Annotated in this window: 12 protein-coding genes; 7 read left to right on the top strand and 5 right to left on the bottom strand. The window is 61.5% G+C overall.

Going from position 1 to position 12,613, the window contains the following annotated elements; genetic code table 11:
- The first annotated feature begins 8 nt into the window (after nt 1–8).
- The 6 genes from ABFB52_RS11485 (at nt 9) to ABFB52_RS11460 (ending at nt 4,213) form a co-directional block, all read left to right on the top strand.
- Nucleotides 9–698 (top strand): N-acetyltransferase, encoded by a 690-nt coding sequence (locus tag ABFB52_RS11485; protein ID WP_129973938.1) that lies wholly within the window; start codon nt 9–11, stop codon nt 696–698.
- A 4-nt stretch (nt 699–702) separates the two neighbouring features.
- Entirely contained in the window at nt 703–1,890 is a 1,188-nt protein-coding gene (locus ABFB52_RS11480; protein WP_129973924.1) for a GNAT family N-acetyltransferase, read from the top strand.
- On the top strand, nt 1,862–2,650 hold the full coding sequence (locus tag ABFB52_RS11475; protein WP_129973925.1) for a ChbG/HpnK family deacetylase: 789 nt from the start codon (nt 1,862–1,864) through the stop codon (nt 2,648–2,650). Before ABFB52_RS11480 ends, ABFB52_RS11475 begins: the two co-directional genes overlap by 29 nt.
- A 117-nt stretch (nt 2,651–2,767) precedes the next feature.
- Nucleotides 2,768–3,460 (top strand): N-acetyltransferase, encoded by a 693-nt coding sequence (locus ABFB52_RS11470; protein WP_085748446.1) that lies wholly within the window; start codon nt 2,768–2,770, stop codon nt 3,458–3,460.
- A gap of 148 nt (nt 3,461–3,608) precedes the next feature.
- Nucleotides 3,609–3,902 (top strand): type II toxin-antitoxin system RelE/ParE family toxin, encoded by a 294-nt coding sequence (locus ABFB52_RS11465; protein ID WP_085748447.1) that lies wholly within the window; start codon nt 3,609–3,611, stop codon nt 3,900–3,902.
- A 2-nt stretch (nt 3,903–3,904) separates the two neighbouring features.
- Nucleotides 3,905–4,213 carry an addiction module antidote protein gene (locus ABFB52_RS11460; RefSeq protein ID WP_085748448.1) on the top strand — a complete coding sequence of 103 codons (309 nt, stop codon included), beginning with the start codon at nt 3,905–3,907 and terminating at the stop codon, nt 4,211–4,213.
- Nucleotides 4,214–4,225: 12 nt separating this feature from the next.
- On the opposite strand, the gene ABFB52_RS11455 is transcribed toward ABFB52_RS11460, so the two are convergent.
- Entirely contained in the window at nt 4,226–5,032 is an 807-nt protein-coding gene (locus tag ABFB52_RS11455; protein WP_129973926.1) for a class I SAM-dependent methyltransferase, read from the bottom strand.
- A gap of 163 nt (nt 5,033–5,195) precedes the next feature.
- On the opposite strand from ABFB52_RS11455, the gene ABFB52_RS11450 reads away from it, so the two are divergent.
- The gene (locus ABFB52_RS11450; RefSeq protein ID WP_129973927.1) at nt 5,196–5,564 is read left to right on the top strand and encodes a hypothetical protein; all 369 of its coding nucleotides are present in this window, start codon (nt 5,196–5,198) and stop codon (nt 5,562–5,564) included.
- Here the strand turns inward: ABFB52_RS11450 and ABFB52_RS11445 are convergent.
- From ABFB52_RS11445 to ABFB52_RS11430, 4 genes are all read right to left on the bottom strand, one after another.
- Entirely contained in the window at nt 5,555–6,991 is a 1,437-nt protein-coding gene (locus ABFB52_RS11445; RefSeq protein ID WP_085748451.1) for a sigma-54 dependent transcriptional regulator, read from the bottom strand. The two genes, ABFB52_RS11450 and ABFB52_RS11445, sit on opposite strands and share 10 nt — an antisense overlap.
- Nucleotides 6,960–8,453 carry an ATP-binding protein gene (locus tag ABFB52_RS11440; RefSeq protein WP_129973928.1) on the bottom strand — a complete coding sequence of 498 codons (1,494 nt, stop codon included), beginning with the start codon at nt 8,451–8,453 and terminating at the stop codon, nt 6,960–6,962. The genes ABFB52_RS11445 and ABFB52_RS11440 overlap by 32 nt, the downstream gene beginning before the upstream one ends.
- A gap of 106 nt (nt 8,454–8,559) precedes the next feature.
- The gene (locus ABFB52_RS11435; RefSeq protein WP_129973929.1) at nt 8,560–9,651 is read right to left on the bottom strand and encodes an SCO family protein; all 1,092 of its coding nucleotides are present in this window, start codon (nt 9,649–9,651) and stop codon (nt 8,560–8,562) included.
- Nucleotides 9,648–12,455 (bottom strand): multicopper oxidase domain-containing protein, encoded by a 2,808-nt coding sequence (locus ABFB52_RS11430; RefSeq protein ID WP_129973930.1) that lies wholly within the window; start codon nt 12,453–12,455, stop codon nt 9,648–9,650. Before ABFB52_RS11430 ends, ABFB52_RS11435 begins: the two co-directional genes overlap by 4 nt.
- Nucleotides 12,456–12,613 lie beyond the last annotated feature (158 nt).

The raw sequence follows: 12,613 nt of genomic DNA, 5'->3' as shown, positions 1-12,613 counted from the left end.
CAACGACCATGAACATGCTGCGCAAACTGACTGAAAACCTACGGCAGAAAGGACTCACTGCCACCGTGAAAAAGGTCTGGAAACACTACGTCTTTTCTCATCAGGAACTGCTGTGGATGGAGCGCGACCTTGTCAGCCCGGTGCCGCCCCACAGCCTCAAACCCTACCCGCCACTGCGGGTGGTGAAGATCACCCCGGACAACGTCAGCGCCTTCGCCCGCCACTTCGGTGACCGGGTCGGCACCATGGCCGAGCTGGCCCGGGAGAATCACACCGGGCACATGCACCTGGACGATCAGGGCCATGCGGTGGCGTTCATCTGGGGCAGCGCCCGGGACTACTTCGACCGTCACTACTACGGCTGCATGTTCCCGGTGAAACCCGGCGAGTTCTTCGAGTTCGGCGGCGAACTGACCCGCTCGTACTGGGGCACCGAGCTGTCGGTGGATCTGCAACTGGAGCTGTGGAAAGCCATGGCCGCCCAGGGCTGTGACAAGGTCGTGGACGTCTGCGAGTTCCACAACATCCCGGCGCTCAAGCTGCACTTGCGCATGGGCTATACCGAACAGGGCCGGATCATAAACATCTACAAACTGTTCGGTCGCTGGCGCTTCTACCGCGAAACCCGCTACAGCGGATCGCGCCTGGAGGCGCTGCGCAAACCTTCCCGTCCACCTGTCACAGCAACGGCGACCTGAGCCTATGGCGCGATTCGAATGGCGCACCTCGTTGTGCGCACCTGACTTCCCGGCGGCGGCCTTTGAAGCGCTGCGCCTGCGGGTGACGGATCACACGCCGTTCAACAGCCTCGACTGGCTGTGTGCGGCAGAGCAGGCGCTCGATGCGCACGAGCGGCTGCATGTATTGCTGGGTTGGGAAGCAGACGAATTGCGCCTGTGCCTGCCACTGGTGGCGAGCCGTGAACGATTTTTCGGATTGCCGTTTCGGGTAGTGCATCACCTGGGTTATCCGCTGGCCGATCGCCTGGCGTTGTTATCACAGTTGAACGCCGACGACATGCGCCAAGCCCTGCGGCTGATTCGCCATCGAGTGCCCCACGCCCTGCTGCAACTCAATGAAATCACCGAGCCGGTCGGTGCCGAAAGCGTGCTCACCGAATGGATGGTCCACAGCTCCACCGGCGAACGTCGCTTGAGCTGCCGGGTGCCGGTGCACCTGATCAGCGAGGCTGACCGCCAGGAAGTCTCGGGCGACCCGCGCTACAAACTGCGCCGGGCGCGCAAACGGATTGCCGCGTGCGGCGCCGAAGTCCGGCGGATCACGCCCGACGCGACCAGCATGGGCCCGTTGCTGCAGGTCATCAGCGAAGTCGAAGCGGTCAGTTGGAAAGGCGACGAAGGCGTCGGAATCTTTGCCAGCGACCGCAGCCGCCGCTGCATGGAAAACGCCTTCACCGCCCTCGCCGCTTCGGGCCGGGTGCGCGTGGTGATGCTGGAACTCAACGGACGTTGCATCAGCTATCGACTCGGTCTGTTCGAACAGGGCCGGCTCTACGATTACAACCTCGCCTTCCTGCCGCAATACGCGGACCTTGGCAGCGGCCGGGTGTTGCTGGAGGAATGGATTCGCTGGGGGCTGGATGACAACTGGCACTGGATCGATGCCTCGCGGGTCAGCCTGGAAAATTCCAGCCATCAATTGCACGAACGCATGACCGGGCAACTGGAACACTGGCGCTGGAGCTTCTACTCGTGGCGCCCGAGCGGCCTGTTGCTTGGGCTGGGGCTGCGCGTCTGGCACCGGCTCAAGCCTGGGTTGCAACAATGGCGGGCGAAGCGTGCGGCGGCCAAAGCGGCGGTCATTTCGACACCTGTGATCAACCCCACCAAGGAGGGCGAACATGCCTCGCCAAGTCATAGTCAACGCTGACGATTTCGGCCTGAGCCCGAACGAAAACGCGGTGATCCTCGGCGCGTTCCAGGCCGGGGTCATCAGTTCCGCCACGGCCATGGCCAACATGCCGGCGTTCGAAGCAGCCTGCGCCATGGCCCGGCTGCCGCTGCTGGAAGGCCGGATCGGTCTGCACTTCAACCTGACCTATGGCCGGCCCCTGAGCCGAGCCATTCTTGAGCGTCGCACCTTCTGCGACAGCCACGGCGTGTTCGACCTCAGCCTGGCGCGCCACAGCCTGTGGCTGGGCCGGGAAGATCGCGAAGCGGTGCAGGAAGAATTGCAGGCGCAGTGGCAGCGCTGCGTCGATCACGGCGTGCGTCCCAGCCACCTCGATTCGCATCAGCACGTGCACAACATCTGGCCGATCGGCGAGATCGTCGCGCGCTTCGCTGCCCATCAAGGTGTGCCGGTGCGCCTGGCGCGCAACCTGGGGCAAAACCTCAGCCTGCCCAAACGCGTGTTCAAGGGGTTGCTCAACCGCCGATTGCAGGGATTGGCCGGGGTGACGGCGGATTACGTCTGCACGCCGGTCGACCTGCGCAACGCCCCCGCGCCGACCGACGGCGTGCTGGAAATCGTCGCCCATCCGAACCAGCTCGGGGCGGATTTCGGCGACGCCTATCTGCAACCCGAAGAGTCCCTGAGCCGCTTGCTAGAGCAGCGGCTGACGGGGGTTCCACGGGTTTCCTATGCCGATCTGAACAAGGATTTTTTGCGGGGTGCCGAGGCGATCTGAGCCGTTACACAACTTGCAATACTTTCAAAGCTGGCGCTTTGACATGAATTTGCCGGCTTGATCTATACCCACAAAAGCGTCATCCACAACACCCGGGCTTCGGCCACGGAGGGCATCATGAGCGTCATTGAAAAGCTGCGCGAACGTATCAAGCAAAAAGGCCTGGGCCGTACCTTCGGCACGTTGTGGAAACGCTACGTGTTCTTCCATTGGGAACTGTTGTGGATGGAGCGCGACCTGGTCAGCCCGGTACCGCCGCACAAGCTGCGCCCCTACGACGGCCTGCGCAAAGTCGACATCACCGCCGAGAATGCCGGCGCGTTCGCCAAACACTTCGGTGACCGGGTGCAGACCATGGCCGAACTGGCCAACGAAGGCCACACCGGGCACATGTACCTGGATGCCGACGGCCATGCGGTGGGATTTATCTGGGGCAGCACTCGTGACTACCACGACCGCCACTATTACGGCTGCACCTTCCCGGTCAAACCCGGCGAGTTCTTCGAGTTCGGCGGTGAAATGATCCGCGCCTACTTCGGCAGCAGCCTGTCGGTGGACGTGCAGGTCGCCCTCTGGGAAGCCATGGCCGCCCAGGGTTGCAACAAGGTGGTGGACGTCTGCGAAACCCACAACATCCCGGCGCTGAAACTGCACATCCGCATGGGCTACCACGAACAGGGCCGCGTCACCCACGTCTATTGCCTGTTCGGCAAATGGCGGTTCTTCCGCGAAACGCGCTATGAGGGTTCACGCCTCGATCCGCTGCGCAAACCGGGACGGCCGGTGGTGACGGCGGCTGCGCAGGCTTGAAGGTCCAAAGCAGCACTGTGGGAGCTATCGGAGACGCTAGCTCCTACATAATCTGAGACTACTTGCCTACACCTGCAGACGACACATCCAAGGCCGATAACAGAACCGGCTGACTGCTCGACCGTATCCAAATGGATACAGTCGAGCCATGAACTATTTCGTGCAACAGACATCCGTGTTCGTGACCTGGCATGCCTCTATTCGAGATCTCCGTGCCAAGGTAGCTATTGCCCGTCGCATAGATCGTGCATCAGCAGGTAATCTAGGCGACATTAAACCCGTAGGTGATGGTGTGTCGGAAATGCGCGTTGATGTCGGCGCCGGGTATCGGGTCTACTTCACGATGCGTAACGGTGTAGTTATCGTTTTGCTGGCCGGCGGCGACAAATCCACACAAAGCGCGGACATCAGACGTGCAAAAAAAATGGCAAAGGAGGTTTAACCATGAGCCAGACTTTGACAGCTTTTGATATGGCAGCACTGCTGGACAGTGATGAAGCCATCAGTGAATACCTATCCCAAGTGTTGGCCGACGGTGACAACGAAGAGTTTCTTCGTGCAATCGGTTATGTCGTCAAGGCGCGTGGCATGACGCAGATTGCGAAGGATTCGGGCATGGGGCGCGAAAGTCTGTACAAGGCTTTCGCACCAGGAGCCAAGCCTCGCTTCGACACGGTTCTTAAAGTCATTCATGCCCTTGGCATCGATCTGTGTGCACAACCGGGACATGTGCTGAATCACTCCACGTCCTGAAAGCTGCGCTACTCAGCGCTTCACCCCCACCCACGTAAAACACATCGGCATCTGCGCCTCGCGGTTCTGGTACTGGTCATACACTTCTTCCCGGTTCGAGTGCGGGTATTCCTTGAAGTGCGAGATGTTCAGGCCGGCCTCGAGGGCGGCGGTGAAGATCGCGCCGAGGCTGTGCACGAACCAGTAGGACTTGGCCGCCGGCTGTTCGACCTTGCCGACGTAGACGATCGGTTTTTCAAGCACGAACGGTTCTTTACGGAAATACGAGCTGGCGAAACGAAACGGGTCCTCGGCCTCGGGGTCGACCATTTCCAGGAACGGGTGGGTTTCGTAGATCATCAGTTGTCCCCCCGGTTTGAGAGTCGAGGCGACGTGGCGGAAGAATTCGCCGATGTCGGGCATCCAGTTAAGGACGCCGATGGTGATCAGTGCAACGTCAAAACGGCCGCGCAGCGATTCAGGCAAATGATGAATATCGGCTTCGATGAATTCGGCGTTGTGCGGCGAACGTTTGTTCAGTTCGCGGGCCTGTTCGAGAAACGCGCTCGACTGATCGATACCGACCACGTTCCGTGCGCCGAGGGCGAACAGTGACAGGCTTTCGCGGCCGTTGTTGCAACACAGCTGCACGACGTCTTTGCCATCGACACCGACCTGCTCGAGCAAGCCGCGTAGGGTGTCGTCGAGGCAGGAAAAATCAGCCTGCGCGACGTCGGTCAGCAAGGCCTGCCACTCGGGGGAGTCCTGGTGATGACGGGCGGAATCGTTCCACGCCTGACGATTGCTCTCGACGGCGTTTTTATTGTTTGGCACTTCCATGGCGCACTCCGGGCGATGCTCACAATTGAGCGGCCCGAGTCTAGATCAGCCTCGCGCAGCAGGTTGTTGCGAACTTGTAAGCCGACAACACCTGCACCAACGCCTGCACCACGGACAGCTATAGTTAATAGCCTTGGGGAAATCCGCTTCCACAGGTGCTGCCATGGGAATGTTCAATCGACTGCTGTTGTCCGCCTGTCTGCTCGCCGCCACGAAGGTGCAGGCGCTGGACAGCAACTTCAACTACTACGGGTCGGACCAGCCTTTTGCCCACCCTGCTCCGCCGTCGCTGTCGGCTCAGCCGCCCCGGCCGTTCGATGACACGCCGCCACAGGACTTCATCGTCATCCCGGATCGCCGTGTTTTCCAGGACTCGCAACTGCCGACCGTGGCCGATGCGACGGTGCGGGTGTTTATCCGCACCTACGATGCCGAGCGCGGCATTTACGTCAACGACGAAGTGCTGGACCCGACGTGCGTGCTCGAATGCCTCGGCACGCCCAGCCCACGCAGCAACGCGGTCTACCACTGACGCTTGTCCGGGCGTGCCAGGCCGAGTTTTTCGATGCGGTAGCGCAGCATGTCGCGGCTCAGGCCCAGCAGGCGCGCCGATTTGGTGACGTTCCAGTCGGTCTTGTCGAGCATCTTGCGCACCATGTCGCGTTCGACTTCCGGCAGGTTCATCGATTCGGTATTGCTCGCCGGGCGCGGTTCGAAGTGCGGGTGCGGCACCTCGTGCTGATGCTGCGGTGGCAGGTCATCGCACAGGCTCATGCACACGTTCAACTGGTGCGCGGCGATGGTATCGCCCTGCGCCAGCAGCACGGTCTGTTCGAGCATGTTGCGCAGTTCGCGCACGTTGCCCGGCCAGGTGTAACTGAGCAGCAGCTCTTCGGCCTGATCGCTGAAATGCAGGTTCGGTTTGCCATAGCGCTTGCCGTGGCTGGCGAGGAAGTGCCGGGCCAGCAGCAGGATGTCTTCGCCACGGGCGTACAAGCGCGGGACCTTGATCGAGATGATCCGCAGGCGGAAAAACAGATCGCGGCGGAACTTGCCCTGCTGGACCATCTGCTCAAGGTTGCAATTGGTGGCGCTGATCACCCGCAGGTTGACCTTGCGCTCCTTCACCGAGCCGACCCGGCGAATGGTGCGATCCTCCAGCAATTTCAGCAGCTTGGCCTGGAGCACCAGATCCATTTCACCGATTTCATCGAGAAACAGCGTGCCGCCATCTGCGGCTTCCACCAACCCGACCCGGCGGTCCTTGGCATCGGTGAACGCGCCTTTTTCATGCCCGAACAGCTCTGACTCCACCAGGTTGGCCGGAATCGACGCGCAGTTGAATTCAATGAACGGGCCTTTGCTGCGCGCGCCGTCGAAATGCAGCGCGCGGGCGACCAGTTCCTTGCCGGTACCGGTTTCGCCCTCCACCAGAACCGGCGGCAGATCGCCGTTGGCCATGCGCCGCTCGGCGTCGAGCAACTGACCGATGGTGTTCTTCAGGTGCAGCATAGGCGCCGATTCGCCGATCAGCGCCTGCACTCCGGATTTCTGCGCCTCGCGCTCCTGGTAGAACGACAGCGTGCGCTCCATCCGTTCGGTGGCCAGGGCCTTGTCCAGCAGCAGTTTGAGTTCTGGCAGCGCGACCGGTTTGGTGACGTAATGAAAGGCGCCCTCCTTCATTGCGACCACCGCGTCTTCGACGTTGCCGTAACCGGTCATCATGATCACTTTCAGGTCCGGCGCGCTGATGCGCAGCTTCTGGATCAGATCGTGACCGCTCATGCCCGGCAGCGAGTTGTCGGTCAGGACGATGTCCGGCATGAAGCTTTCCAGTTGCCCCAGCGCGTCCTCGGCCGAGTGGCAGACCGTCACCTCGAAGTCTTTGCGCTCCAGGTAGGTCTGAATATTTTCGGCCAGCAGTTCGTCATCCTCGACCAGCAGAATGCTGTGTTCCATATTCCCCTCCCGATGCCACTCTAAAGTTGAGACTGACGCGGGTTCCTTCCTGCTCGCGGCTGGTCAGCATGACCGAACCCTGAAACCGCTCCATGATTCGCTTGACCAGCGCCAGGCCGACCCCGAGGCCGCCCTGCTTGGTGGTGAAAAACGGTTTGAACACCAGTTGTTGCTGCTGCGCGCTCATGCCTTTGCCGGTGTCGCTCAGGGTCATGCGCACCTGACCGGCCTGCGCTGTTTCAATCTCGACACTGAGTACGCCGCCTCTGGGCATCGCTTCCAGGGCATTGGCAAACAGGCTATTGAGAATTTGCGTGAGCAGCACCTGTTGACTGACCACCGGCGGACAATCTTGCGGCGTGAATCGCACTTCGACGCCGTTGCGCCGGATCAGCGCATCAAATGCCCCCAGGGTGTCCTCGACCGCCGCCAGCAGGTCCACCGCCTCGCCGTCGTCACTCATCGGGCGCAACGACACCAGCAGTTCGCGAACCCAGCGCGACATGCGGTCAACCTGGCTGATGATGTCGCCGATGTTGCGCTGTGCCCCCGGGCTGGCGATTTCCTGGGCCAGCTCGGCACTGGAACGAATGGTCGCCAGCGGGTTGCGCAGGCTGTGGGCCACCGCCGAAGACATCTCGCCCAGAGCGACAAAGGTTTCATTGCTGATCAGTTGCTGCTGCTGGCTCTGCAGCAGGGTCGAGGCGCGCCGCACGATCCAGAACAACCCGAGGTAAATCGCCGCGCCGCCGAGGATCGTCGCGGCCCAGATCGAGGCGAATCCACGGTCGATGCGGTCCACCAGATCCGCCGGTTCCTTGTAGATCTCGACCATGGCGACCACTTTGCTTTTGTCGGCGTTGAACATCGGGATGTAGTTTTCGATGAACAGGTATTTCGGTTCGCGGGACAGCCGCTGCTCGGGTTTTTCATCGTCGATCTTGTGATAACTGGAAGACACCGGGACTTTCATCTCGAACGACTCATCCAGCTCGTCGTCGTCTTCAAACTTGACGTTGATCAGTTCGGGGTTGGTCGACCAGATGACCGTGCGGTCCAGGGCGTACACCGTGGCCAGCAGAACATCCGGCAAATGTTCGACATGATCGAGAAACTCGGCACGGGCCATTGCATGGGACAGCGGATCGACGTCGGGGTAGTTCCCGTCCTGGCGCGAGTCGAGCATCTCGCCCATGGTCCGTTGCGGCGTGATGTTGGCATGGCGCATTTCTGCATCGCCGATGGCCTGCACGAATTGCGCGGTGAGCAGCGCGTCACGCTCCACACTTTCGGTGACCACGAAGCGCGTGGAGATATACCCCAGCCCCAGCGCCACGGCCGCGATGATGAAAAAACTTGCCAGCGAAAACCAGCGCAGCAGATTGAACTGCCCGCCCCAGCTCTTGATGGCCGCCAGCGCGAGGTTCGGTGCCGATGTTTTCTGTTCTTCCAGTCGTTGCATGGGGATGCCCTGGCGTTCTGGTATCGAGCCGGTTACAGCCGCCCTCTCTCGAATGAGTGTAGGTGGCAATGACCGTGACACACGGTTCAATGATGCTATTTAGCCGCTACTGCATACGACTCACCGTTTCGCTGGCAGAAGCCGGTTTTACTGGCGTCAATGCCCCGTCGGCCAAGGGCTGCACGGACGGATGCTGACGCTCGGTTTCGGCACTCAGAAAGTCGATGATCGACTGCGCCGAGGCCTCGTCCAGGCGCAGATTGGGCATCGGGATACGCTCGTATTGCTCGAACAGTTGCAGTGCGATCGGGTCCTTTTCAGCCAGCACGCGATCCGGTTCGCGGATCCAGCGATTGAGCCAGACCGCGTCACGCTGACGGGTCACGCCGATCAGGTCCGGGCCGATGTTGCGCATGCCGATGCCTTCGCCGTCCTGCGGGCCGAGGCTGTGACAAGAAGCGCAGCGGGTGCGGAACAGTTCCTCACCATTGCTCGGCGGCCGGATCTGCGGGGCGTCGGCGTAGCTTTCTTCGGTGCTGGCCTGTTTCCAGTTTTGCAGCGTGTTGGCCAGTTGGTCGGCGAGGATCCATGGGTTTTCGAACGGCGAGGCTTTCATCCAGCGTCCGGTGCTCTGGTTGCCGACGATCAGGCTCAGGTTGTGGTCCTTGGTGCGCCCGTTGTCGACGCCTTCGATGAACAGCCCGAGCTTCTTGCGCAGCTCGGTGACGTCTTCGAACTCGCCGGTGAGGAATTTCCAGCCGGGGCCGACCTTGAAGCGTTGCGCATAGGCCTTGAGCACTGCGGGGGTGTCGCTCAGCGGATCGATAGTGATCGAGTAGAAGAAGATGTCTTTCCCGACCCGGTCCCCCAGCAGTTTCTGCACCTGGCGCAAGCGTGCGGTTTCCAGTGGGCAGGAGTCGCTGCACGAAGTGAAGATGAAGTTGATCACCACCACCTTGTCTTTGATCAGGTCATCGAAAAAGCGCACCTGCCGACCGTCCTGGTCGGTCAGCAGGGTGTTGGGGAAATAGTCGCCACCCCACGGGGTGGCGGATTCACTGGCGCCTTCGGGCTGCGCCTGATGGGCGATGAGCACCTGGCTGCCGAGCAGGCAGGTGACCAGCACCAGAATCAGGTGCATGCCCAGGGCGCGGGAGCGCGGCGTTGGCTGGGTCATGTCGGCTCCCTCCCTGCTCATGGTTTCACGGTCACTTGCGGGCCGAAGCCGTCGCCAGTGCGGAAGGTTGGCAGTGCGGCGGAGTTGACGTAACGCACGCCATCCCAGCTCGGCAGCGGTGTCGGCATCAACTGCAGTTGCCCGGGTTTCTCGAGGTCCCAACGCAGCAGCATCGAGTTGTCCTCATGCTGGGTGTTGTGACAGTGCTCCATGTAGGTCCCGGCAAACTCGCGGAAGTTGATCGCCATCTCGACGTTGTCCAGCCCGTCGGCCTCCGAACCGATCCGGTAGACGTCCTTGCGCGCCCATTTTTCCCACTCAGGCGGGGCCTTGCCGCCACGGCTGAGGATGATCCCCTCCTCGAAGTGCACGTGCACCGGATGGCTCCAGCCCGTGCCGCCAGCCCTGATGTTCCAGACTTCCAGGGTGCCGATGCCGTTGACCCCGGCGTCGGTCGGGCCGCTGGCCAGTTTGGTCGAGGCATTCAACCGGCGTGGGTCCATGTGGAAGCCGAAACCGCTATCGGTCTTGATCGTCCACGGCGCTTCATCGGTGCCGTCGGCGCGACCGAAGGTGAAGGTCCGGTGCAGCGCCTTGGCCAGCAGCGCCTTGTCGGCAGCGTTGTCACGGTGGATCTTTAGCGGAATCATCACCAGGCCTTCCGCCTTGCCCGGTTTGGCCGGTTCGTAGGCCGCCGGGTTCATCGACAGATCCTGGCCGGTATAAGCCTTGACGTTGAGTTGCAGGACCTTGCCTACTACCGGGTCACCCCGATCCCATTGCGGACCCTTGCTGGTCTGTTTGATGACTGCCAGGTATTTCTCCGACAGCACGTCGGCCAGCGGGATCACTTCTTTCGGGCCCTTGCCGTCGTCCTGGGCTTGCAGGTTGACGAAGAACAGCTTGTCGCCCGGTTTGATGCCGTTTTTCGCGAAGTTGACGATGATGTCGAACCGCTCGGCGATGCCCTGGGTCGGCAGGATCGCGTTGTGGTTCTGCTTGTCGCCGTCGGCATCCAGGTCCATCGAGCCGTCGAACGGCACGCTGTGTTCCATGATGTTGCCGTCGTTGGCGATCATGTGGAACGGCACCCGGCTGTACGACACACCGGAGTTTCTCGGCCCCTGGAATTCGCCGCCGGTGCCTTTGACTTCACGCACCAGGGCGAGCTTGAAGTAGCGCGACACCGAACCATTGAGGAGGCGGAAGCGATAACTGCGCGCCCGTACGTCGAGGGTCGGTTTCCACTGCCAGTTGACCAGCACCTGATCGCCGATGAAGCCGTCGGTGTTGAACGGGTTGAACCACAGCTGACCTTGCTGATCCCAGGCCTTGTCGGCGAACACCAGATTGACGTCGTAGTCGCGGTTGCCCCACGGCAAGGCGCTGCCGCTGGGGAAACGCAGGTTGACGCCGTCGTTCACCGATTCGTTGCCACGGTCCAGGGCGCTGTAGTAGTTCATCATCGCCGCGTTGCCCTTGTAGACGTTCTGCGCGGTGAAATCGAGCATGTGGTCGTGGAACCAGTGAGTGCTCATGGTTTCGCGCCAGTCGCCACGAATCTTGATGGTGCCGTGGTCGCAGGTCTTTTTCGCAGGCTGCAGGTCATTGACCCACAGGGTTTCCCCCGGCGCGCACGGGAACGCCGCGCGTGGGTCTTCAGCCTTGGTGTTGATGCTGTCGTAGCCGGCAAGCTGGATCGGCCAGCGATAGTCGTAGTACTGGCCGGGGAAGAAAAACGCGTTGGCATAACCATCGCTTTCCGCCGGCGCGTGGCCGTTGTGCTCGTGGGTGGTGATGGTGTGCAGACCGAAACCGCGGTTGGCGGAAGGATCGATCGGCAAGCCGTTGTAGTGACGCATCAGCACTGGTTGGCCGTAGCGCACCATCAACAGTTTCGGCGGCAGCGTGCCGTCGAAGGTCCACACCGAGTTGTGGTCCTGCACCGGCATCGCCGGGTGGAACCGTGGGTCGACACCCTTGGCCGTGCCATCGGTCGCCGGCACGCCCGCGACGTTGTGGTACAGACCGCCGGGGCCGAATTCGCCCACCGCATAACCGTGCATCTGCCGACTGTCACGCAGACCACCGTTCAGCCGCGCGCCGGTCTGCACGGTCTTGTAGGCGACTTGCGGGTAGAACTCGTTCCAGCGCTGATGAGCCCAGCCTTTTCCCGGTGGCCGGCCTTCGGCGGAGGAACCGATGTGACGGTTGAGAAATAGTTCGATCTGCGCCTGCCAAGGGTTGCGGTCAACCGTGTTGGCATACTGGCTCGGAAATGGCGTGAGCCCCGGTTGACGCAGAAACGCATCCAGCGCCGTGCCGGGAGGCGCGCTGCGGGCGATGTTGTTCGGGTCTTGCGCCGGCGCCGGACCGATGGCGGCTGGCGGAAAACTCAACGGCGCGGCCGGTGTGGTCGGGTCGAGTTTTTCCGGGCCGAACTCTTCGAACAGCACCAGTTGCTGAGTGAACGGCTGGGCACCGTACAGCGGGCTCGGCTTGCCGTTGGTGGGGTAATTGAAACTGGTCTGGACGGTGGGCGGCAGGATGTTTTCCGTGCGCGTCGTGTTGCGCGTGCCTTTGACCCCGTCAGGCAGATCGAAGGAGTCTACGTTGGCCTCGGGCATGGTCAGGATTGCATTGAGCGCGCCAGCGCGGTCTTCGGGCTCGTCGTAATAGGCCGACGGGTCGGACGCTTCCGGCTGATTCTCGTCGTCGATCGGGCTCGCTCGGACCGCGGACATCTGGCCCAGGGTCAACATCAGAAAGACGCTCAGTGGCGTCAACAGGAAAAGCTTTTTGGGGTCACGCATTGCTCTGTCCATCACCAGCCGCCTCATCTAAGGAAGGGGTGATGGTGTTTTGCAATTACCTCGCCAAAAAATCATTTCCAGTTGTTACAGGGACTTGCGCGCGCTGTTGCATTCCCCACTCCCCGGTGACCGGGGCCTGACACCCACTGCTGGGGGAAAGTTCACCCCAA

The sequence above is a fragment of the Pseudomonas sp. 9.2(2024) genome, from assembly GCF_039695385.1.
Classification (GTDB): domain Bacteria; phylum Pseudomonadota; class Gammaproteobacteria; order Pseudomonadales; family Pseudomonadaceae; genus Aquipseudomonas; species Aquipseudomonas paraglycinae.
Note: the sequence above shows the minus strand (reverse complement) of the source record. Positions and strands in the feature narration are given on the sequence as shown.

Excerpts from the sequence above, each read along its gene's own strand:
- ABFB52_RS11475 (WP_129973925.1), top strand. The coding sequence starts at position 1,862 with ATGCCTCGCCAAGTCATAGTCAACGCTGACGATTTCGGCCTGAGCCCG.
- ABFB52_RS11470 (WP_085748446.1), top strand. The coding sequence starts at position 2,768 with ATGAGCGTCATTGAAAAGCTGCGCGAACGTATCAAGCAAAAAGGCCTG.
- ABFB52_RS11435 (WP_129973929.1), bottom strand. The coding sequence starts at position 9,651 with ATGAGCAGGGAGGGAGCCGACATGACCCAGCCAACGCCGCGCTCCCGC.
- ABFB52_RS11455 (WP_129973926.1), bottom strand. The coding sequence starts at position 5,032 with ATGGAAGTGCCAAACAATAAAAACGCCGTCGAGAGCAATCGTCAGGCG.
- ABFB52_RS11485 (WP_129973938.1), top strand. The coding sequence starts at position 9 with ATGAACATGCTGCGCAAACTGACTGAAAACCTACGGCAGAAAGGACTC.
- ABFB52_RS11430 (WP_129973930.1), bottom strand. The coding sequence starts at position 12,455 with ATGGACAGAGCAATGCGTGACCCCAAAAAGCTTTTCCTGTTGACGCCA.
- ABFB52_RS11480 (WP_129973924.1), top strand. The coding sequence starts at position 703 with ATGGCGCGATTCGAATGGCGCACCTCGTTGTGCGCACCTGACTTCCCG.
- ABFB52_RS11440 (WP_129973928.1), bottom strand. The coding sequence starts at position 8,453 with ATGCAACGACTGGAAGAACAGAAAACATCGGCACCGAACCTCGCGCTG.
- ABFB52_RS11445 (WP_085748451.1), bottom strand. The coding sequence starts at position 6,991 with ATGGAACACAGCATTCTGCTGGTCGAGGATGACGAACTGCTGGCCGAA.
- ABFB52_RS11460 (WP_085748448.1), top strand. The coding sequence starts at position 3,905 with ATGAGCCAGACTTTGACAGCTTTTGATATGGCAGCACTGCTGGACAGT.
- ABFB52_RS11465 (WP_085748447.1), top strand. The coding sequence starts at position 3,609 with ATGAACTATTTCGTGCAACAGACATCCGTGTTCGTGACCTGGCATGCC.
- ABFB52_RS11450 (WP_129973927.1), top strand. The coding sequence starts at position 5,196 with ATGGGAATGTTCAATCGACTGCTGTTGTCCGCCTGTCTGCTCGCCGCC.